Origin of the sequence: Marinobacter sp. ELB17 (assembly GCF_000169375.1) — a bacterium.
Taxonomy (GTDB): domain Bacteria; phylum Pseudomonadota; class Gammaproteobacteria; order Pseudomonadales; family Oleiphilaceae; genus Marinobacter.
In genome coordinates this window covers 81,978-101,671 of the sequence record NZ_AAXY01000010.1, presented here as the reverse complement: position 1 = coordinate 101,671, position 19,694 = coordinate 81,978, and the positions used below count along the sequence as shown (strand labels likewise).

19 protein-coding genes are annotated in these 19,694 nt (G+C 53.8%); 12 read left to right on the top strand and 7 right to left on the bottom strand.

What is annotated here, in order from left to right:
- Window positions 1-300: 300 nt before the first annotated feature.
- The 3 genes from codB to codA are packed head-to-tail and all read left to right on the top strand — an operon-like array spanning window position 301 to window position 3,496.
- Window positions 301-1,584 carry a cytosine permease gene (codB, locus tag MELB17_RS13290; RefSeq protein ID WP_007350780.1) on the top strand — a complete coding sequence of 428 codons (1,284 nt, stop codon included), beginning with the start codon at window positions 301-303 and terminating at the stop codon, window positions 1,582-1,584.
- Window positions 1,585-2,208 (top strand): PucR family transcriptional regulator, encoded by a 624-nt coding sequence (locus tag MELB17_RS13285; RefSeq protein WP_007350779.1) that lies wholly within the window; start codon window positions 1,585-1,587, stop codon window positions 2,206-2,208.
- A 28-nt stretch (window positions 2,209-2,236) separates the two neighbouring features.
- Window positions 2,237-3,496 (top strand): cytosine deaminase, encoded by a 1,260-nt coding sequence (codA, locus tag MELB17_RS13280; protein WP_007350778.1) that lies wholly within the window; start codon window positions 2,237-2,239, stop codon window positions 3,494-3,496.
- Window positions 3,497-3,533: 37 nt separating this feature from the next.
- On the opposite strand, the gene mtgA is transcribed toward codA, so the two are convergent.
- Complete coding sequence (gene mtgA, locus MELB17_RS13275; RefSeq protein WP_036184738.1) at window positions 3,534-4,235, bottom strand: monofunctional biosynthetic peptidoglycan transglycosylase; 702 nt, start codon at window positions 4,233-4,235, stop codon at window positions 3,534-3,536.
- Between the two features lie 63 nt (window positions 4,236-4,298).
- On the opposite strand from mtgA, the gene MELB17_RS13270 reads away from it, so the two are divergent.
- Window positions 4,299-4,946 (top strand): DsbA family oxidoreductase, encoded by a 648-nt coding sequence (locus MELB17_RS13270; RefSeq protein WP_036184736.1) that lies wholly within the window; start codon window positions 4,299-4,301, stop codon window positions 4,944-4,946.
- 62 nt (window positions 4,947-5,008) lie between these two features.
- Here MELB17_RS13270 and putA read toward each other — a convergent pair whose 3' ends face one another.
- Window positions 5,009-8,638 (bottom strand): bifunctional proline dehydrogenase/L-glutamate gamma-semialdehyde dehydrogenase PutA, encoded by a 3,630-nt coding sequence (gene putA / locus MELB17_RS13265; protein WP_036184734.1) that lies wholly within the window; start codon window positions 8,636-8,638, stop codon window positions 5,009-5,011.
- A 371-nt stretch (window positions 8,639-9,009) separates the two neighbouring features.
- Here putA and MELB17_RS13260 point away from each other — a divergent pair, with 371 nt between their 5' ends.
- From MELB17_RS13260 to mnhG, 8 genes are all read left to right on the top strand, one after another.
- On the top strand, window positions 9,010-9,465 hold the full coding sequence (locus MELB17_RS13260) for an Lrp/AsnC family transcriptional regulator (protein ID WP_007350774.1): 456 nt from the start codon (window positions 9,010-9,012) through the stop codon (window positions 9,463-9,465).
- 183 nt (window positions 9,466-9,648) lie between these two features.
- Entirely contained in the window at window positions 9,649-11,955 is a 2,307-nt protein-coding gene (locus MELB17_RS13255; RefSeq protein ID WP_036184732.1) for a putative monovalent cation/H+ antiporter subunit A, read from the top strand.
- Window positions 11,952-12,377, top strand: a complete 426-nt coding sequence (locus tag MELB17_RS13250) for a Na+/H+ antiporter subunit B (RefSeq protein WP_007350772.1) — start codon at window positions 11,952-11,954, stop codon at window positions 12,375-12,377. The genes MELB17_RS13255 and MELB17_RS13250 overlap by 4 nt, the downstream gene beginning before the upstream one ends.
- A 52-nt stretch (window positions 12,378-12,429) precedes the next feature.
- A complete protein-coding gene (locus tag MELB17_RS13245; RefSeq protein ID WP_007350771.1) occupies window positions 12,430-12,777 on the top strand; it encodes a Na+/H+ antiporter subunit C in 348 nt (115 codons plus the stop codon).
- The gene (locus MELB17_RS13240) at window positions 12,774-14,285 is read left to right on the top strand and encodes a Na+/H+ antiporter subunit D (RefSeq protein WP_007350770.1); all 1,512 of its coding nucleotides are present in this window, start codon (window positions 12,774-12,776) and stop codon (window positions 14,283-14,285) included. The genes MELB17_RS13245 and MELB17_RS13240 overlap by 4 nt, the downstream gene beginning before the upstream one ends.
- Window positions 14,282-14,755: a Na+/H+ antiporter subunit E gene (locus MELB17_RS13235; protein WP_007350769.1), complete on the top strand. Its 474-nt coding sequence runs from the start codon at window positions 14,282-14,284 to the stop codon at window positions 14,753-14,755. The genes MELB17_RS13240 and MELB17_RS13235 overlap by 4 nt, the downstream gene beginning before the upstream one ends.
- Window positions 14,756-14,766: 11 nt before the next feature.
- The gene (locus tag MELB17_RS13230; RefSeq protein ID WP_007350768.1) at window positions 14,767-15,033 is read left to right on the top strand and encodes a monovalent cation/H+ antiporter complex subunit F; all 267 of its coding nucleotides are present in this window, start codon (window positions 14,767-14,769) and stop codon (window positions 15,031-15,033) included.
- A complete protein-coding gene (gene mnhG, locus MELB17_RS13225; RefSeq protein ID WP_007350767.1) occupies window positions 15,030-15,443 on the top strand; it encodes a monovalent cation/H(+) antiporter subunit G in 414 nt (137 codons plus the stop codon). The genes MELB17_RS13230 and mnhG overlap by 4 nt, the downstream gene beginning before the upstream one ends.
- Before the next feature lie 175 nt (window positions 15,444-15,618).
- On the opposite strand, the gene MELB17_RS13220 is transcribed toward mnhG, so the two are convergent.
- From MELB17_RS13220 to istB, 5 genes are all read right to left on the bottom strand, one after another.
- On the bottom strand, window positions 15,619-16,341 hold the full coding sequence (locus MELB17_RS13220) for an amino acid ABC transporter ATP-binding protein (RefSeq protein WP_007350766.1): 723 nt from the start codon (window positions 16,339-16,341) through the stop codon (window positions 15,619-15,621).
- Window positions 16,338-16,991 (bottom strand): amino acid ABC transporter permease, encoded by a 654-nt coding sequence (locus tag MELB17_RS13215; RefSeq protein WP_007350765.1) that lies wholly within the window; start codon window positions 16,989-16,991, stop codon window positions 16,338-16,340. Before MELB17_RS13215 ends, MELB17_RS13220 begins: the two co-directional genes overlap by 4 nt.
- Complete coding sequence (locus tag MELB17_RS13210) at window positions 16,991-17,656, bottom strand: amino acid ABC transporter permease (RefSeq protein ID WP_036184763.1); 666 nt, start codon at window positions 17,654-17,656, stop codon at window positions 16,991-16,993. Before MELB17_RS13210 ends, MELB17_RS13215 begins: the two co-directional genes overlap by 1 nt.
- 153 nt (window positions 17,657-17,809) lie before the next feature.
- Window positions 17,810-18,631 carry a transporter substrate-binding domain-containing protein gene (locus MELB17_RS13205; protein ID WP_007350763.1) on the bottom strand — a complete coding sequence of 274 codons (822 nt, stop codon included), beginning with the start codon at window positions 18,629-18,631 and terminating at the stop codon, window positions 17,810-17,812.
- 296 nt (window positions 18,632-18,927) lie between these two features.
- On the bottom strand, window positions 18,928-19,683 hold the full coding sequence (istB, locus tag MELB17_RS13200) for an IS21-like element helper ATPase IstB (protein ID WP_007350762.1): 756 nt from the start codon (window positions 19,681-19,683) through the stop codon (window positions 18,928-18,930).
- Between the last annotated feature and the right edge of the window lie 11 nt (window positions 19,684-19,694).

Here is a 19,694-nt window from a genome sequence, read left to right as displayed (position 1 = left end):
TGTTCAGCGCCTCTTCAAGCTTCATAAACAACTCGCCATACTGGGGCGTGAAGTTAATGCCTCTCTCGATTTCAATCCAAGCCTCAAACAGCTGTGCACCCTCGCACCATTGCCGTCATTTACCACAAAAAATGCACCGATGAGGCGCACATCAATCCTGAAAAACATGTACAACGACACCCGATTGTGCATTTTGCACAACGCCTCCGCAGATTTCCGATGCCTATCCCTGCCTAAACCGTCTCTGGCACGAAGGTTGCCAACAATCAACGTGTTTACTCACGATACGGAGAGATCGCCATGACCACGCAGGCAACCCCAAAAGAGCAGGACTATCCTTTGAGCCCGGTGCCTATAGATCAACGCAAAAGCGTCTGGTCCATGGGACTGGTTCTTCTTGGCTTCACCTTTTTCACCGCGACCATGTGGGCCGGTGGCAGTGTGGGCGTCGCGTTTGACTTCTCAACCATGCTGCTGATTCTGGCCGCAGGTAATTTGCTGCTCGGAACCTACGCAGCCGTGTTGGGCTACATTGCCGCAGAAACCGGTTTGAATACTGCACTGATGAGCCGTTTCACCTTTGGTGAAATAGGCAGTAAGCTTTCGGACATTATCCTCGGCTTCACTCAAATTGGTTGGTACGCCTGGGGCACCGCGACCATGGCCATCCTTCTGGTAAAATTGACAGGCCTGCCAGAAAGCCTGACGACACCGTTGATGGTCGTGTTCGGTTTCGGCTTCTGCATAACCGCTTTTATTGGCTACCGTGGCCTGGAGTGGCTGTCACGCATTGCCGTGCCCGCGATGATCATTCTGGTCGCCGTAAGTATGACCATCGCCACCTCCGATGCCGGTGGCCTTTCAGGCTTGCTGGCCATTACCCCAACTGACAACATGACCGTCGCCGCTGCCATCACTCTGGTGTTCGGAACCTTTGTCAGCGGCGGCACCCAGGCAACTAACTGGACCCGCTTCGCTAAATCCGGAAAGACCGCCGTGTTTGCTACGCTGCTGGCCTTCTTCCTTGGCAACGGTCTGATGACCCTGATCGGCGCCTTCGGAGCCCTGGTGTATCAGCAAGCCGATATTGTCGACATCATGGTGACCCAAGGCCTGGCAACGCTCGGTATCCTGATGCTGTTCCTGAACCTCTGGACCACGCAAGACAACACCGTTTATAACTTTGCCATTGCAGGCTGCAACCTGGTGCGTACCCGTCGGCGCAAACTGGTAACGATTGCCGGTGCTGCCATTGGCACCGTGTTGGCCGTCATGGGCATGTATGAATGGCTGATTCCCTTTCTGGTGTTGCTAGGTACGTTTATCCCACCCATTGGCGGGGTGATCATGGCCAGCTATTTTGTTGGCTATAAGCGCCAGTATCCGGCTCTGGGCGAGGTAACGCTGCCCGCCTTTAACGTAACCGGCCTTGCTGCCTATGCCATTGGTTCGGCTGCGGCGTACACGTCACCCTGGATCGCGCCCATTGTGGGTGTTCTTGTGGCTGCCCTGAGTTACAGCGTGATTCTGGTGGTCAGCCAGGGCGTGCGCGAGCGCCGGGCCCAGCTTATGGGAGCCGCGTAAGTGCCACTGCGATGCGACGAAATCCCCAAACTTCCCGGCCTCGGCGCCATTCGGCTCCGGGGCGGGAGCGCGGCGGCAAAAAACCCGGTGCGCTGGCCTTACGTGGCGGAAAACCGCTCGTTCAAAAGCTGGGTAAAAGGCGGCGAACTGGTGTTTGTCACCGGTATCAGCCGGCATCGCAGTCCCGAGAACCTGGCGGAATGCCTTTACGAGGGCAAAGAGTGCGCTATATCGGGCCTGGTGGTACTCACCGGCGATGCGTATATCGGCCACCTGCCGAACACTCTTTGCAAACTGGCCGACGACCTGGCCATCCCGCTGTTTGAGCAGCCCTATTCCTTGCCTATGGTGGACGTTAGCGAAACGGTTGGCAGGGCCATCGTCTGGTCCGAACAGGCCGCCGGGTATAGGCTTGATGCCGATACCCTGGCCGGTTCGGCAGACCTGCTAGACGCCTGGATTGCGTGCCGGGGTAACCAGCGCGCCATGGCACAAACACTTGGCTGCCATAGAAACACCGTGCGCAATCGAATGAACCAACTGAGCCACACTCTGCCTGGGGGAACTGACCCCGCAGACCACTTCAAAACACGGTTAATGGCTCATCTGCTGTTACAGCCATAACCGCACCGAGCTATCACCTGGAGACACCATGACGGAAACATTAAGCGCCATCGTAAACGCCCGCTTACAAGGCCGGGAAGGCCTGCACCGGGTCACCATCGCCAATGGCCGTTTCGCCGAAATCACCGTCCAACCCGAGCCGGTGGCGGGCAGAGACAACGAACTGGATGCCGCCTGCAATCTGGTCACCCCCGCCTTCGTGGAACCTCACATTCATCTGGACGCTTCGATGACCGCAGGCGAGCCCCGTTGGAACCAGAGCGGCACCCTGTTCGAAGGCATCGAGTGCTGGGCCGAACGCAAGGCTACCCTGAGCCGTCAGGATGTCATTAACCGGGCCACCCAAACGTTAAAAATGTTCGCGGCCCACGGCATCCAGTATGTCCGTACCCATGTCGACGTAACCGACCCTAACCTGACCGCGCTCAAGGCCATGCTGGAGGTGCGCGAGCTGGTGGCCGGTTTTGTCGACCTACAGATTGTGGCCTTTCCCCAGGAAGGTATCTGGTCTTTCCCGAACGGCCGCGAACTGATGGAAGAAGCCATTCGCCTTGGTGCCGATGTGGTTGGGGGCATTCCCCACTTCGAGTTCACGCGGGATTACGGCACCGAATCCGTTCGATGGCTGATGGAGCTCGCCCACAAACATGACCTGCTGGTCGACGTTCACTGTGACGAAATCGATGATCCCGAGTCTCGGTTTCTGGAAGTGCTCGCCGCCGAAGCCCTGCGGCTGGATTACGGCTCCCGGGTTGCCGCCAGCCACACCTGTGCCATGGGCTCCTACAACGACGCTTACTGCAGCCGGCTGTTTCCGTTGCTGAAAAAATCCGGCCTGCGGTTCCTATGCATGCCCACAGAAAACCTGCACCTGCAGGGCCGGTTCGACAGCTATCCAAAGCGCCGAGGCATCACCCGCGTCCCCGAACTGCTGGACGCCGGCCTGAAAGTCGCCTTCGGCCAGGACTCCATCCGCGACCCCTGGTACCCCATGGGCAATGGCAACCTTCTGCGCACTCTTGATGTGGGATTGCACGCCTGTCACATGCTGGGCATGAGCCGGATCGATCGCTGCCTGGAACTGATCACCGACAACGGTGCAGCCGCCATGAACTTGAAAGAGTATGGCATTGCCACAGGACTACCGGCACGGTGCGTTGTACTTCAGGGACAGACGCCTTATGAGGTTTTACTGGGACAGCATCCGGTTTTAGCGTCTGTTCGGGATGGTAGAGTGTTGCTTCACAGAGAAGCGATAAATCACGAGGCTGGTTTGGTGCTCTCGTAAAAACCTGAGGCCCTCGTTAGGGAAGCTCTGGTACTGGTTAATCGTCTAGCCCGCGCAGGTATTGCAGCCCGGACAACTGTTCCATTTGGCCCCGGATCCACGCAACCCGACCCCATACATAGGCTGAAGGTTGTGCGGCGCTGAGCACTTTCGGGTTCGGAAGAACCGCCGCAAGCCTGGCAGCCTGCGTTTGCGACAACTGGCTGGCTGGAATACCGAAATACCGCCTGCTGGCCGCTTCCACGCCGTAAACCCCGCGGCCAAATTCCGCAATATTCAGATAAACCTCAAGGATTCTGCGCTTCGGCCAAAGTGCATCAATGGCCATGGCCAAGCCAGCCTCCAGAGCCTTGCGAACAAAGCTGCGACCATTCCAGAGAAACAGGTTTTTAGCGGTTTGCTGGGTGATCGTGCTGGCGCCACGCAGGCCCTGCCCCTTCTTGTATTCTGAAACGGCTTTGCGGATAGCTGCAAAATCGACCCCATGATGTTCAGGGAATCGCTGATCTTCGCTGGCAACCACAGCCAGCGGCATCCACGGGGAAATATCCGATAGCGCCACCCACTTTTGCTGAAGCTCAGGGTTTGTATTTGTCACCAGATAAGCCAACACAAACGTAGAAGTCGGCGGATTCACGAACCGGAACAGCAGTATCAACAACAACACAAACAGCACACACCCGGCAAGGAACCCGGTAAGGCGGCGTAGAAATTTTCGGATCAATGATTGTCGGGCCACAATTTTATCTTTACGCCGTTTTGGGTCAGAATCGAATCTGAACAGAAACTGGAGGAACTTTCCATGAAACACGTAACGATTGATATTGTGTCAGACATCGCCTGCCCGTGGTGCGCAATTGGCTATGCACGGCTGGAAAATGCCATGGACGAACTGAAAAACGAGATGGATTTTGCCATCGAATGGCACGCTTTCGAGCTCAACCCGGACCCATCCGGCGACGGCGAACCCATACTCCCGGCGCTGAGCCGCAAATATGGGCGCAGCGAAGACGAAATGAGGGCAAATCAAGCCCAGATGATAGACGTCGCCCACAGCCTCGGCCTGAATTTCGAGAAACTGCAGGAACGCTATACCCGCAATACTTTTGATGCTCATCGATTGGTGAAGTGGGCTGGGCAGCACAACAAGCAGACGGCGATGAAACAAGCATTTTTCGAAGCCTATTTCGGCCGCGCCGAAAACATCGCCCAGGCGGACGTCCTTGTTCAATGCGTGGAGCAGATTGGCTTGAGCGGTTCTGAAGCCCGAGAGGTTCTTACATCAAACCGGTATGCCAATGATGTAAGACAAGACGAGGCTAAATACCAGCAAGCTGGGGTCTCAGCCGTGCCTGCCTATATCATTAATGGCAAATATATGATTTCTGGCGCCCAGGAACCGGAAACGCTGGCCAAAGCCTTGCGGGAGATCGCAGCGGAGCCGGTCTAGGTCTTTCCATTGCCGGGCGTGGGGCCCTTCCAAGAGCCACCCGAGCCTTGTGACGAGATTGCTTACTCAGACGCAGCGATCAGGCTGGCATTGCCGCCAGCAGCCGTTGTGTCAATACACAGGTGGCGCTCAATCACGTACCGCTGGTCAAGTTTATGCTCGGTAATGAGTGGCAGCAGCGCACCATCGCGCTTCCTCAGCGCCTGGCGGTACGGTTTTAGCACTGAGTGCTCGCCACAGCTGACCACTGCCTCGAAGCCCTTGACGGTTTCAAGAGCATCTGGCTCCAGCTGGCCTTCCACACCAACCACCGGCAAACCAGCCTTGGCAGCGCGATCTACGGTATCACTGACACCCGGCGCAACCACCACGGCTTTGTTGCCCTGAGCCAGGGCCATGATCATCTGCTCAATCGCTGTGTCTTTATCCGGACCAAGACATAACACCGTGCCACGGGCGTGATTGGTCAGAACGTTGCTTTCACCGGTTGGCCCCGGCATTACCTCTTCGTGGGCGTCAAGTGGCTCCGGAACACTGTCGAAGACCGACTGCATGGCCTCAACCCGCGCTTTTGGCACTTGGGTGTTCATTCTGCCAAGCTTGCCGATCAGGCTCTCCAGCGCTCTTGCATCCACTTTCTTGCCGCCCGATTCTGCCGGCCGCTGAACCGTCTCGCCTTTCATAAACCGACGCACATACTGCGGGCCACCGGCTTTCGGACCAGTCCCTGACAAACCTTCGCCACCAAACGGCTGCGAACCCACGACCGCACCGATCTGATTCCGGTTGACGTAGATGTTACCCACCTTGATGCGACGGGAGATACGATCAATTCGGCTGTCTACCCGGCTGTGAACACCAAAGGTCAGGCCGTAGCCCTTTGCATTAATGTCATCCACTACCTTGTCGATATCTTTCGCATCAAAAGTAGCCACATGCAGAACGGGGCCGAAGATTTCTTCTTCCAGATCCCCAATACCGTTCACTTTGATCACCGCAGGAGACACAAAGTTGCCTTTGTGCGGCACTGACAGTTTCTTCAGAAGCTGGTTCTTGTTCTCGAACTTCTTGCAGTGATCGATGATTTTCTTCGCGGATGGTTCATCAATGACCGGGCCCACATCTGTAGACAACAGCCACGGATCACCAATGCCCAGCTCTTCCATGGCGCCGTACAGCATTTTTAGCAGACTATCGGCAATGTCCTTCTGCACATACAACATCCGCAGCGCAGAGCAACGCTGGCCCGCACTCTGGAAGGAAGAAGCCAGCACATCACGAACGACCTGTTCTGGCAGTGCGGTGGAATCTACAATCATCGCGTTCAGGCCGCCGGTCTCTGCCACCAAGACTGCATCCGGTGCCATGTTTTCGGCCATGGCCTTGTCGATGACCTTGGCGGTATTGGTAGAACCGGTAAAACAGACGCCGGCTATACGAGAATCCGAAGTCAGGCCCGCACCCACAGTGGCACCGGTGCCCGGCACCAGTTGGATCGCATCCTTGGGAATGCCTGCCTTATGCATCAGCTCTACTGCTCGAACGGCCAGCAGCGACGTTTGCTCGGCTGGCTTGGCCAGAACGACGTTACCCGCCACCAGGTTAGCCAGAATCTGACCGGTGAAGATAGCCAGCGGAAAATTCCAGGGTGAGATACACACCACCGGACCTATGGCTTCACCGCTGTTTTCATAGCGAACGCCTTCGTTGGCGTAATAGTGGGCAAAGTCCACCGCTTCACGAATTTCAGCGACGGCGTCCGACAGCGATTTGCCCGCCTCGCGGGTGGCCAGTGCAAACAGCTCGAGGGTGTTCTCTTCATAAAGATCCGCGACTTTACGCAGGCAGGCGGCACGTTCTTCTACTGGCGTGGCAGACCATGACTTAAAACCTTTCTGCGCGGCAGAAATTGCGGTTTCGATATCGGCCTCGTTGGCCTGGGTAACATGACCCACCAAATCTTCCGGGTTGGCCGGGTTGCGAACTACCTGTGCTTCGGTGCCCGATACCTTACCCGCAATCAGCGGCCCGCCTTTCCAATGGTGCTCTTTGTAAGCATCGCGACCCTGATCAATGGCTTCGATGGTGGCCGAATCAGTCAGGTCCCAGCCTTTGGAGTTGCGGCGATGTTCACCAAAAATTTTGGCTGGACGCACAATCGCCTTGCTGGAAATGTCGTCGCCCATTTCCTTAACCAGATCGATCGGATCTTTTGCGATCATTTCAGGCGGAATATCTTCATCTACAATTTGGTTTACGAAGGAGCTGTTGGCACCGTTCTCCAGCAGACGACGAACCAGATACGCCAGCAGTTCGTGATGGGGGCCTACCGGCGCATAGATCCGACAAGGTACGCCGCTGTCACCCATAACTTGGCCGTGCAGAGATTCACCCATACCATGCAAGCGCTGAAACTCGTAGTTGGCTTCACCACGCACTCTGGCCAGCTCAAGAATTGCCGACACAGAGTGCGCGTTGTGAGTCGCGAACTGAGGGTAAATGCGATCCGTCATGTTCAACAATTTGGTAGAACAAGACAAGAACGACACATCACTACAGGCCTTGCGAGTAAACACAGGGAATCCGTCCAGGCCCATGACTTGGGCACGCTTGATTTCAGCGTCCCAGTAGGCACCTTTAACCAGCCGCACCATGATCCGACGATCGTATTTTTCAGCGATTCCGTACAACCAGTCCAGCATGAAAGGCGCGCGCTTACCGTAAGCCTGCACACATACGCCGAAGCCATTCCAGCCTGCAAGTTCAGGATCACTCAGCAGCGCCTCAATGACGTCCATTGAGAGTTCCAGCCGGTCCTGCTCTTCCGCGTCAATATTGAAGCCCATATTAGCGGCGGCCGCTTTTTTGACCAGTCGCATAGCCCTGGGCACAAGCTCCTTCATAACCCGCTCTTTGTTGCCGTACTCATACCGTGCAAGCAATGCAGAAAGCTTGACAGAAATGCCCGGATTTTTGCGAACGTCACCACTGCAATGCTTGGCGATGCTGTCAATCCCGTCAGAGTAGGCGTTGTAGTAACGCTGGGCGTCGTGATCCGTGCGGGCCGCTTCTCCCAGCATGTCATAAGAGTAGGTGTAGCCCTTTTTCATGTAACCTTCACTGGCTTTCTGGGCTTCTTTGATATCGCGCCCCAGAACGAATTGCCGCCCCATCTCCTTCATGGCTTGGCTTGCCACCGTGCGAATCACCGGTTCACCCAAGCGCTTCAGGAGCTTGCGGAGCGTTTCGCCCACGTTTTTACGCTCGGAATCCTTGAGCAGGTTGCTGGTCATCAGCAGGGCGATGGTCGCTGTGTTTATCAAAGAGGAAGAGGCCCTGCCCACATGGTCACCCCAGCACCCGGACGTGATCTTGTCTTCGATCAGGTCATTAATAGTCGTAGCGTCCGGCACACGCAGCATGGCCTCAGCCAAACACATGAGAGCAACACCTTCCTTCGTCGTCAGCCCGTACTCGGCCAGGAATTTTTCCATGATGGTGGGCTTGGCGCTCTTCCGAACGCCGCGAACCAGGTCGGACGCTCTGGCAGAGATGGCCTTGCTCTCGGACGGCGATAATTGAGCGCCAGCAATCATCTCGTGAACGACGACATGCTCGAACGCAAGATAATAATCTTGGATCGCCTGTCGACTGTCGACAACTGCGGGACTCTCTGATTGCTGCGGTCTCATGGTTGTACCCTCTTCTACATTGTTTGTATAACTTGCCGATCCGGCATTCTACCGAGAACAGCAAAAAAATTTTCACTGAAAAAAAGGAATTTACAGGCCAATTTATCTTTTTTTGGAGGTAAAAAATGGTAGAAACTCTGAGACAGCACGGCTAAATAGGCTAAACTCCCAGATCCAAACACGTAAGTACCACGCTTTACCCTGATTACCGCACGCTTTTAAATTTTAAGCGTAGCCTCAGTATCGATGCTTTGCAGAAGCCGATGGACGCAAAATTAAAACTTAGGCAACTAAGTTTCGAACGCCGACCACATTTTACGTATGAAATACGGAAAAGTTCAAACAGACCGGTGCACACCCAGCAGGAGATAATGATCGTGGAACTGGACCGGATTGATCACTCAATTATTCGCGAACTGCAGAAGAACGCTCGAGTCACCGTCACCGAGCTGGCGTCCCGGGTTGGACTGTCCAAAACGCCCTGTCAGGTCCGTATGCGGCGGTTAGAAGAACAGGGATACATTACCGGTTACACAGCACTGGTTAATCACACCAAATTGCAACAAAGCCACATCGCGTTTACGGAGGTAAAACTGAGCGACACCAACAGCCACGCTCTCAACGCGTTCAACGAGGCAGTCATCCAGATCTCCGCCGTTGAGCAGTGCCACATGATTGCCGGTAACTTCGATTATCTGCTCAAAGTCCGCACCCGCAACATGGCTGAATACCGGCAAGTTCTCGGTGAACAGATTTCAGCCTTGCCCCACGTTTTACAAACCAGCACCTTTGTGGTGATGGAGAACGTCAAAGACGTGGGGGTCTAGAACGTAAACCTGAACGAAACCGAGGATAGGAGCGCACGCCTACGAGCTCTCTTGCCTTTAACCAAGTTGTCGGATAATCTCCCAAGTTATTGAGAAGGAAGCGATAATTAACGTTTATAGGTTGGTTCCTTACTGGCAGTAACCTAATTATTCCAAAGGACCTGACTGGAGCGCGATTACGTTATGTTACTGGCTGTATTATCAGGATTTTTACTTGCGATGGCCGTTCCGGCGCTGCACCGGATAACCGGGAAATACATTGGTTGGGCGCTCGCCTTCCTGCCAGCCAGCCTTACGGTCTACTTTGCCAGCCTGATTCCAGCCGTCCAGGCGAATGGTTCACTGCTTATCGAATATGCCTGGTTGCCTGGCCTGGATATTACGCTGAATTTCCTGGTGGATGGGCTCTCCCTCGTTTTTGCATTGCTGATCAGCGGCATCGGCACGTTTATCCTCATTTATTCTGGCTCTTACCTTGCTGGACACAAATATCTGGCCCGATTCTTCGTGTTAATGCTGTCTTTTATGGCGTCGATGTTCGGTCTGGTGCTTTCAGACAATCTTGTAACGCTCTTCGTGTTCTGGGAGTTGACCAGCATTACGTCCTACCTGTTGATTGGCTTTAATCACGAAGACATGGAAGCCCGAAAGTCTGCCCTGCAAGGTCTTTTCGTAACGGTTGCCGGTGGCCTGGCACTGATGGCGGGCCTGATTCTGCTGGCCATCATGAGCGGCAGTTATTCGCTGTCTGAAATCTTGTCGTCAGACATGGCGCTGCACGAGCACGCGTTTTACACCGCAGCGGTTATTTGCATCCTGGCAGGCACGTTTACCAAATCAGCCCAGGTGCCCTTCCATTTCTGGCTTCCCAACGCCATGGCCGCGCCCACGCCGGTTTCCGCGTTTCTGCATTCGGCTACCATGGTCAAGGCGGGCATTTACCTGATGGCGCGACTGAACCCCTCACTTGGACAAGGTGAGCTATGGAGCCAGGCGCTCATGCTTTTCGGCGCCGCTACTATGCTGACCGGGGCCTATCTTGCTTTCAGTAGCACCGGTATTAAGAAGGTATTGGCCTATTCCACCATAATGGCGCTGGGCACCCTGACCATGTTGCTCGGAGTGGGCACTGAGCTGGCCCTGACCGCCTTTGTCTGCTTTTTGGTGGCACACTCGCTTTATAAGGGCGCTCTGTTCATGATCGCCGGGGCATTGGATCACGAGACTGGCACCAAAGACATCACCGTCATGGGCGGGCTGCGAAAGGCCATGCCGGTTACGGCGGTAATTGCCTGCCTCGCCGCTCTTTCTCTGGCAGGGCTGCCACCGCTGTTCGGCTTTATCGCCAAGGAATTGCTGTTTGAATCTCTGCTTGAATCGCCAATTTGGTCGGCCAGCCTAACCATAACAATGGTCCTGGCGGCGATGCTGCTTGTGGGCGTGGCCGGGTTGGTTGCGATCAAACCGTTCTTCGGGCAAAGCGGCAACACACCGAAAAAGCCCCATGAAGCGCCCTTTGGCATGCTGATTGGCCCGGCGGTGCTATCGGTGACTGCCCTGGTGTTTGGACTGGTGCCTTTTCTTCCCGAAGCTGCATTACTGCAGACAGCGATAGGAAGCGTCAATGGGGCCGCCGTCGAAACCAAATTGGCACTCTGGCATGGCGTCAACAAACCCCTGATGCTGTCGGTCATTAGTCTGCTTCTGGGGTCGGGCCTGCTGGCCAGCTGGAATCGGCTCCGATCCCCTCTTGCTGCGATCAATGCGTCAGCCGCACGATTTGGCCCGGAGGCTGGGTATTTCAAATTTATGGATGGCATCACCATCATCGCCGCTTGGCAAACCCGGATACTTCAGAACGGCGTGCTTGGGCTGTACCTGCTGATTCTGGTTGCCGTGACCTTCGGTTTAACCGGCTACACGCTGCTGACTCAGCACGGTATCAATCTGACACTGGACCTTGCTGACAGTCACTTTTATGAGTGGGGCATTGCGCTGTTATTGGTGGCGGCCGCGACTTTCTCCAGCACGACCCATTCACGCCTTGGCTCTGTTGCATCTATGGGCGTGCTTGGCTTCGGTGTTGCACTCACGTTCATTTTGTTCAGCGCGCCGGATCTGGGCATCACCCAGCTGCTGGTCGAGACGTTGACAGTGATCCTGCTGGTGCTGGTGCTGTTCAAACTGCCTGAATTTGGCAACCTGTCGTCCCCGTTTGAGCGTTATCGCGATCTTGCGGTTGCGATTTTTGCTGGCATAGTTATGACCCTGGTGATTCTTGCGGCGCTGGACGTGCAGTACTTCGAGAGCATTTCGAGTTATTACATCGAAAACAGCGCAACGCTTGCCTACGGCCGCAACATCGTAAACGTCATTCTGGTGGACTTCCGGGCGCTGGACACTCTGGGCGAAATCTTTGTTTTGTCTCTTGCCGCTCTGGGTGTGCTTTCAATGATTAAACTGAAGGCGGAGGATCAGCACAAACCATGAAAACAAACACGCTGATTCTGCACACAGCGGCACTCTTCATTATGCCGCTGCAGTTGATGTTCTCGTTATTTCTGTTGCTCCGGGGCCATGACGAACCCGGCGGCGGTTTTATCGGCGGGCTTGTAGCCGCAAGCGCGTTCGTGCTTTATGCCTTCGCATTCGGTGCGACAGCCACACGGCACATTCTTCGGGTCGACCCTCGGGATTTGCTGTCAGCGGGCCTGCTATTCGCCCTTGCATCAACGATTCCCGCTTTTTTGGCCGGCCAACCCATGTTAACGGCCCATTGGTGGGAACTGCCTTTGCCTGGCGATACCTATCTCAAGCTGTCGACCGTGTTGATCTTCGATATCGGCGTTTACGCGGCCGTGCTCGGAACCATCATGACGTTTGTGATCAACCTGATGGAGTCGGAGGAATGATTCAGGACTATCGTAACCACTCGCCCCCGTTGAACTCACAAGGAGAGCCAGTATGGAAAGCTTGATGGCTTATGTCGTCGGCATCCTGTTCGCTGCAGCGATTTACATGATGCTGCGTCGCTCCATCGTTAAACTGGTTATCGGTCTGATCTTATTAAGCAACGCTGCCAACCTCCTTATTTTTGTAGTCTCAGGCATGACCCGCGGAGCGCCGCCTCTGCTTCCGGAAGGAACCAATGCACCGTTGGGCGCTATAGCGGACCCGCTACCCCAAGCGCTGATCCTCACAGCGATTGTTATTGCCTTTGGTGTTCTGGCATTTGCGGTGGTTCTGATACGCCGCGCTTATGAAGTCGTGGGAACCGATGACCTCGACCAAATGAAGGATACGGACACTTGAACCTGGAACTGGCCCTACCGATTCTGATACCGCTGACTGCCGGCGCAGTGTCGATAGCACTGTGGCGTTCGGTTCGCTATCAGCGCATTATTGCCGTGCTGGCGACCGCTTTGCTTCTTGCAGCCAGCGTATGGTTGCTGCGCTCCACTATAGACCAGGGGTTTCTGGTTATGGAAATGGGAAGCTGGCCGGCGCCGTTCAGCATTGTGTTTGTCTCTGATTTGCTCAGTGCCATCATGATCGTGCTGACCGGCATCATAGGGCTTGCCATCGCCATCTATTCGCTGGCTTCCACGCCCAAGGGTCACGAGAAGTTTGGCTACTACCCACTGATGCATCTGCTGCTGGCAGGGGTTGCCGGCTCTTTTCTGACCGGCGATATTTTTAATCTTTTTGTTTGGTTCGAGGTGATGCTGCTCGCCTCCTTCGCCCTGCTCACCCTGGGAGGCGAACGGGCACAAATGGAGGGCGCGATAAAATACGTCACTCTGAACCTGTTCTCCTCGGCCATTTTCCTGTCTGCGGTGGGTTTGCTTTACGGCACGATCGGTACACTGAATATGGCCGACATTGCTCAGAAAGTAGCCACCATTGAAGACCCCGGTATGGTGACCGTCATATCGATGATGTTCATGGTGTCCTTCGGTATAAAGGCGGCGGCCTTCCCCCTGTTTTTTTGGCTACCGGCTTCTTATCACACCCCCCAAGTGGCTGTTTCTGCGCTGTTCGCCGGCCTGCTGACCAAGGTAGGTGTCTACGCGCTTTACCGGGTTTTCACGCTGATTTTTACCCAGGACGTCGACTACACCCATACCATTCTCTTGTGGGCTGCCGCGCTGACTATGCTGACCGGCGTACTTGGGGCGGCCGCGCAGTTCGAATTCCGCCGGATCCTGTCTTTCCACATTGTCAGCCAGATTGGCTACATGCTTCTGGGCCTCGCACTGTTCACGCCGCTGGCCATCATTGGCGGGGTGTTTTATATCATGCACCACATCCTTGTTAAGACGAATCTGTTCCTGATCAGCGGTATCACCTACCGGTTGCTCGGCAGTTACGATCTGAAGGATCTTGGTGGCGTTTACAAAGAACGTCCTCTTTTGGCGCTGCTTTTCCTTATCCCCGCACTGTCACTGGCGGGCATTCCGCCGCTGTCCGGTTTCTTTGCAAAATTCGTGGTTATCCGCGCTGGCCTGGAAGCGGAGGCCTATGTTGTCACCGGTATTGCCTTGCTGGTCGGTTTGCTGACCCTCTATTCCATGATCAAAATCTGGGCGGAAGTGTTCTGGAAGAAAACACCGGAACACGTGACCGATTTGCGCCGTTTGCGGGGTGAGGTGAAAGACAAACACAACTGGGCCTACTTCGTGCCGGTCATCGGCCTTGCGGCCTGCACCGTGTTTATCGGCCTTAATGGTCAGCCGATCTATGAGCTGGCAGAAATGGCCGCACACCAGCTGTTGAATCCACAGCTTTATATCGAAGCGGTTCTGGAGCCACAGCAATGATCGGTTTTTTCTGGAACATCATGCTGGCGCTGGCATGGGCAGCACTGAGCGGCGACTTCAGCGGCATGAACTTCGTGGCAGGCTTCTTCTTCGGCTATCTGGCGCTCATGGTCTTGCAAAGACAGGTGCCGGTACTTAAAGGTTATTCCAGGCGCCTTCCGAGGGTCGTCGCGTTTTTGGTATTCTTTATAAAGGAATTGGTAAAAGCGAATTACCGCGTCGCCTACGACGTTGCCACACCGGTCTGGTATATGAAGCCCGGCGTTATTGCGTTTCGCCTCAAGGCCCGCACGGACGTCGAGATTATGTTCCTGAGCAGCGTGATTTCATTGACACCCGGTACCCTGAGCCTGGACGTGTCCGACGACAAAAAGGTGCTTTTTATACACGCCATGTTTCTGCAAGATGAAGAACAGTTGCGGCAAGACCTCAGGGAACTTGAGCACAAAATCCTGAACATCTTGCGCTGAGGAGCCAAAACGTGATCCCGTTTGTCATCAATATTGTTTATTTTCTGCTCTCCCTGGCACTCTTGCTTGCGTTCATCCGCCTTACGCGGGGCCCGTCTCTTCCAGACAGAGTGGTGGCTCTGGAGCTGATTGCATCGATCGTGGTGGGCTTTGTGGGGGTTCATGCCATTGACACCGGTATTTCAAGCCTGCTGGACGTCGCGATTGTTATCGCCCTGACCGCGTTTCTTGCAGCCATCGGCTTTGCGCGGTTTCTGGAACGGGGGACGCAAGAATGACGGATATCATCGTATCCATACTGCTACTGGCCGGCGCCGGCTTCATGTTGCTGGCTGCCGTTGGCATCATTCGCCTGCCGGACCTGCCCACACGCATGCATGCATCCACCAAGGCGGGTGCCATGGGGGCCATGTTTACTATGGCTGGAGTGGCGTTTTTCTTTGCCGACGGCGTCGTATTGGCAAGGGCATTCGCCATCGTCGTGTTCATCCTGATTACCTCGCCGATCGCAGCTCACGTTATCGGGCGTGCCGGTTACTTTATTGGGACGCCGCTCTGGAGCGGCACAATAAAAGACGAACTTCGAGACAACTATGACTCGCAGACCCACACTCTCAGGAGCGGTTATGAGGACAGCCCTGAAAGCGTTACGCTACCTCCCAAGCCGAACCCGGACAAGAACCCCTAAACGCACCACCCCCAGTCAACCGGGAGAACCGAGACCCTGCATGTGTGCTGAACTGCCTAACGTTATGACACCCCGCCCTATCAAAAAACGCTTGATGCAATGCGGTAACAAGAGCACTAAAAAAGGGGGCGAGTTTTAACTCGACCCCTTAAGAATTCAAATCAGCAATATCTTATCAGCGTACTTTTGACAGGAATTTTTGGGTTAGCGGGTTTTGCGGATCGATAATAACCTGTTTAGCCTCACCAATCTCGGCAATAACGCCTTCGTGAAAGTAAGCCACGCGATCAGACACATCACGCGCGAAGCCCATTTCATGTGTCACGCAAATCATGGTCATGCCTTCGTCCGCCAACAGGCGCAAGGTATCCAGAACCTCACCCACCAATTCGGGATCAAGGGCGGATGTAACCTCATCAAAAAGCATGCAATCGGGTTTCATGGCAAGGGCGCGGGCGATCGCCAGGCGCTGCTGTTGACCTCCAGACATTTTTGTAGGGTAGACGTCAAACTTGTCACCCAGGCCAACATGCACGAGTTCCTTTTTGGCGATTTCAATCGCCTCTTCCTTGCTCATTTTTTTGACGATTCTGGGGGCAAGAGCTGCATTTTCCAGCACGGTCATGTGCGGAAAGGAATTCCATTGCTGAAATACCATGCCCAGTTTTTGGCGCAGCTTATCTTTATTGGTCTCTTTACTATGAACATCAACACCATCCACGATGATTTTGCCTTTTTGAATATTCTCGATGGCATTGATGCAATACAGCAGGGTCGACTTGCCACTTCCGGAGCCACCGATAATGCTCACGACTTCGCCGTCGTTGACATCCAGACTGACACCTTTAAGAACTTCGAGATCACCAAAAGATTTATGGACATTCTGGATACTGATCATATTGCCATTTTCCTTTCAACATACCGACCATATGACGATAAGGGGTATGAAATAATAAAGTAAAAGATACCAACACCGATCAGAATCATTAATGGTTGCTGGGTACGGGAGATGAGCTGATCAGACGTGCGCAGCAGCTCCATATAACCAATAACAGAGACCAGAGCCGAGTCTTTGATGACGCTTAGGGCAACACCCAACCAGGAGGGAAAGACTGCGCGCAAACCGATGGGTAAACGAATATAGAAAATGGTTTGCCAGTATGACATACCCAATGAGCGGGCTGAGGTCCGCATGGATTGATGCACGCTTTCGAAACCACTACGGAAAACTTCACTCATGAACGCCATAGTGTAAAGCGAAAGAATGATGGAGCCAGCCACAAACGGATCGAGCGGGTATCCCATTGCGCCAACAAAGGTCGAAAAAAGAATCAGCTGAATGATCAGCGGCACACTTCTGAGTATATCCAGCACACTACCAAGCAGTACGTTGACCACCTTGCTGCTTTCAGCGCGCAAAAAACCGACGGCCAAACCCAGCAGGGTTCCCAACACTATCGCTACTATCGATATGGTCACCGTATTCATGACACCGATAAGAATAAAACCGGTGTCACTCCAGGACAGAGGCGTAAACAAAGAGTTCATCAGATTTCCCCTTTGAATAGTTTGCGGGAAAGAAGTGACGAACTGATCAGCACTAACTTAGTGATGATGAAGTACATAACCGCTGCCACCATAAAGAACTCAAGCGTCCGGAATGACAATGACTGGAGTCTTTGGGTTGTCCCGGAAAGCTCGCCCATTCCAACCAAAATACCCAAGGAACTCATCAGGATAGACCAGACAAACTGGTTGGTCATCGGGTGATAGATTCGTCTGAGCATTTGCGGAAGGATGATGTATCGATACACTTGAATACTGGTCATGCCCAGAGATTTAGAAGCGCTGTACTGTGTGTTGGGGATGGACTGAAATCCGCCACGAAAAGTCTCGGTCAGGTAACCGGCATTGATAAATACAAGTGCGCTCAACACAGCAACATAAGGGCTTAAATGAATACCTAAAGCTCCCAGCCCAAAATAAGCCATATAGATTTGGAAAAGTGCGGGAGTGTTTCGGGCTATCTCGACCCATGTGGTTGCAATATAACAATAGGGCTTGCTGTTGTTCATCTTGGCAATCGCCAACAGTATTGCTATCACAATGCCCAGGAGCATTGCGAGCACAGATACGTGCAGGGTTACAAAGGCCCCATTCAGCAACTCAGGCATATTCTGGAACACGACGTTCCAGTGAAATTCATAATCCATACCTTGGCCACTTTCTGTGGTTAAGAAGGGATCTGATGGGTGCTTTATCAAAGCACCCATCAGAGTACGAAGCCGTTACGCAAGGATATATGCGCTTGGCCTGTCGACAAGTAATATTGGCAGCCGCCTGACTGGCGGTCACCGATGTCGCTATTACTTGTTATCCCTCAAGGACTGGATCAAATCAGCAGGCGCATCTGAACCGAAGTGCTTGTTGTAGTGCGTATTCATGTTGCCATCGCGAATCTGATGCACCAGGAACAGGTTCAGGTAGCTAATCCAGGCGCCTTCGCTTCTTTTTGCAATCAGACCTACGACGTCGTCATAGTTGGGTACGAAAGGCCCCGCAGCAAAATCTTTGAACTCTGCGCTTTGCAGCTTGGTGGCAATATTGGTGTTGGTTGAGATAACCGCATCCACTTTGCCTTGGTACAAGCCCAGGTAAGCATCATTTTCAGACTTGAACGCTGTGTAATTATCCGTTCCCCAGCCTTTTTTCTCGGCGTAGGCAAGATATTCAGTTTCGTAAGTAGTACCCAGTGCAGCACCAACCTTCAGATTCTTAAGATCATCAAACGACTGGATATTCTTGTTTTTCGGGGCAATTACCTGGAATTTGAAAACAAAGTACGGGTAGGTGAATCCAACAGATTTTGCACGTTCCAGAGTATCGGACGTAGAGCCGATAACAACATCAGTTTTTCCGGAAATCAAGGATGGGATTCGATCACCCCAGGTAAGATTGAGTATATTTGACTCCACGCCGAGGGCGGCAGCCAGATCGTTACAATAACCGACATCGAAACCTGCGGGCTGATTGTTTCCGTCAAAATAGCCCATTGGTGGGAAATCTAGAACCACACCACAGTTCAATGTGCCTCGCTGAATCACGGTGTCAAGCTGATCGGCTGTAGCATTCACGGAGGTGAACGCAATGCAGGAAAGTACGAGTGACGTTGCTAATTTACGCATCATAGTTTGTTTCTCTGGTTTTTTTTGTTACGTCATAAGTTACGAAACTTACATAGACTTAAACTAAGCACAATCAGCTTACCTTAGATTTGTGAGTGAAAATCACTAAAAAGCATGATTAAGTAGGCTATTTAACTTTTGTATCTAGCTTTAACAAGAAATTACGAACAAAAATGATTAAAATTCAGCAAAACCTGCGTAAACCGCTGAAGGTTGCCACCCATTCCATCTGAAGCCTGCCACCCGGACCGGCGCAAGGCTGCCACCCATCGGAGCGTAGCGACGCGGGGATTTCATTGTTACTCCGAAGCTGTGGTGCCCGTCAACTTTGCTTGTCGTTTCCGCATGGATTCACCCCTGAGATTGATCTTGTAAGCGTTGTGAACCAGCCGATCCAGAATGGCATCCGCCAGAGTGGCGTCACCGATGACGTCATGCCATTCCTCGATAGGGAGTTGGCTGGTGGCGATGGTGGAGCGACGGCCGTACCGGTCTTCCAGCACTTCCAGCAAGTCTCTTCGGTTCTCTGCGCTCAGTTTCATGAGTCCCCAATCGTCCAGGATCAGTACATCGACTTTGGCGAGATTTGCTAGCAGTTTGGGGTACTGACCGTCTCCTTTAGCGATGGTCAGTTCTCGTAGCAGCCGGGCCAGGCGAACGTACTGGGCGGTGTAGCCTTCCCGGCAGGCTTTGTGCGCTAGGGCACAGGCCAGCCAGGTTTTGCCAACACCGGTGGGACCGGTGATGAGCACATTCAGGTGTTCCTTCACCCATTGGCAGCTTGCCAAGGATTGGATCAGTCCCTTATCCAGACCCCGTGAGTTCCGGTAATCCAGGTCTTCGAGAACGGCGGTGTGTCGCAGTCCAGCCCGGCGCAGCCGGCTGGTCAGGCGTCGGTTATCTCGTTCGGTCATCTCCCGGTCAACCAGCAGTCCAAGGCGTTCCTCGAAGCTCAGTTCCGTGATGTCAGGCGTGGCCGACTGATCAGCCAGTGCGGCGGCCATGCCGGTCAATTTGAGGGCATGGAGTTTGTCCAGAGTCGGATGTTTCAGCATGTCAGGTTCCC

Excerpts from the sequence above, each read along its gene's own strand:
- MELB17_RS13250 (WP_007350772.1), top strand. The coding sequence starts at position 11,952 with ATGAAAACAAACACGCTGATTCTGCACACAGCGGCACTCTTCATTATG.
- mnhG (WP_007350767.1), top strand. The coding sequence starts at position 15,030 with ATGACGGATATCATCGTATCCATACTGCTACTGGCCGGCGCCGGCTTC.
- MELB17_RS13235 (WP_007350769.1), top strand. The coding sequence starts at position 14,282 with ATGATCGGTTTTTTCTGGAACATCATGCTGGCGCTGGCATGGGCAGCA.
- codB (WP_007350780.1), top strand. The coding sequence starts at position 301 with ATGACCACGCAGGCAACCCCAAAAGAGCAGGACTATCCTTTGAGCCCG.
- MELB17_RS13220 (WP_007350766.1), bottom strand. The coding sequence starts at position 16,341 with ATGATCAGTATCCAGAATGTCCATAAATCTTTTGGTGATCTCGAAGTT.
- MELB17_RS13260 (WP_007350774.1), top strand. The coding sequence starts at position 9,010 with ATGATCGTGGAACTGGACCGGATTGATCACTCAATTATTCGCGAACTG.
- codA (WP_007350778.1), top strand. The coding sequence starts at position 2,237 with ATGACGGAAACATTAAGCGCCATCGTAAACGCCCGCTTACAAGGCCGG.
- MELB17_RS13205 (WP_007350763.1), bottom strand. The coding sequence starts at position 18,631 with ATGATGCGTAAATTAGCAACGTCACTCGTACTTTCCTGCATTGCGTTC.
- MELB17_RS13255 (WP_036184732.1), top strand. The coding sequence starts at position 9,649 with ATGTTACTGGCTGTATTATCAGGATTTTTACTTGCGATGGCCGTTCCG.
- istB (WP_007350762.1), bottom strand. The coding sequence starts at position 19,683 with ATGCTGAAACATCCGACTCTGGACAAACTCCATGCCCTCAAATTGACC.
- putA (WP_036184734.1), bottom strand. The coding sequence starts at position 8,638 with ATGAGACCGCAGCAATCAGAGAGTCCCGCAGTTGTCGACAGTCGACAG.
- MELB17_RS13210 (WP_036184763.1), bottom strand. The coding sequence starts at position 17,656 with ATGGATTATGAATTTCACTGGAACGTCGTGTTCCAGAATATGCCTGAG.
- MELB17_RS13215 (WP_007350765.1), bottom strand. The coding sequence starts at position 16,991 with ATGAACTCTTTGTTTACGCCTCTGTCCTGGAGTGACACCGGTTTTATT.
- MELB17_RS13245 (WP_007350771.1), top strand. The coding sequence starts at position 12,430 with ATGGAAAGCTTGATGGCTTATGTCGTCGGCATCCTGTTCGCTGCAGCG.
- MELB17_RS13270 (WP_036184736.1), top strand. The coding sequence starts at position 4,299 with ATGAAACACGTAACGATTGATATTGTGTCAGACATCGCCTGCCCGTGG.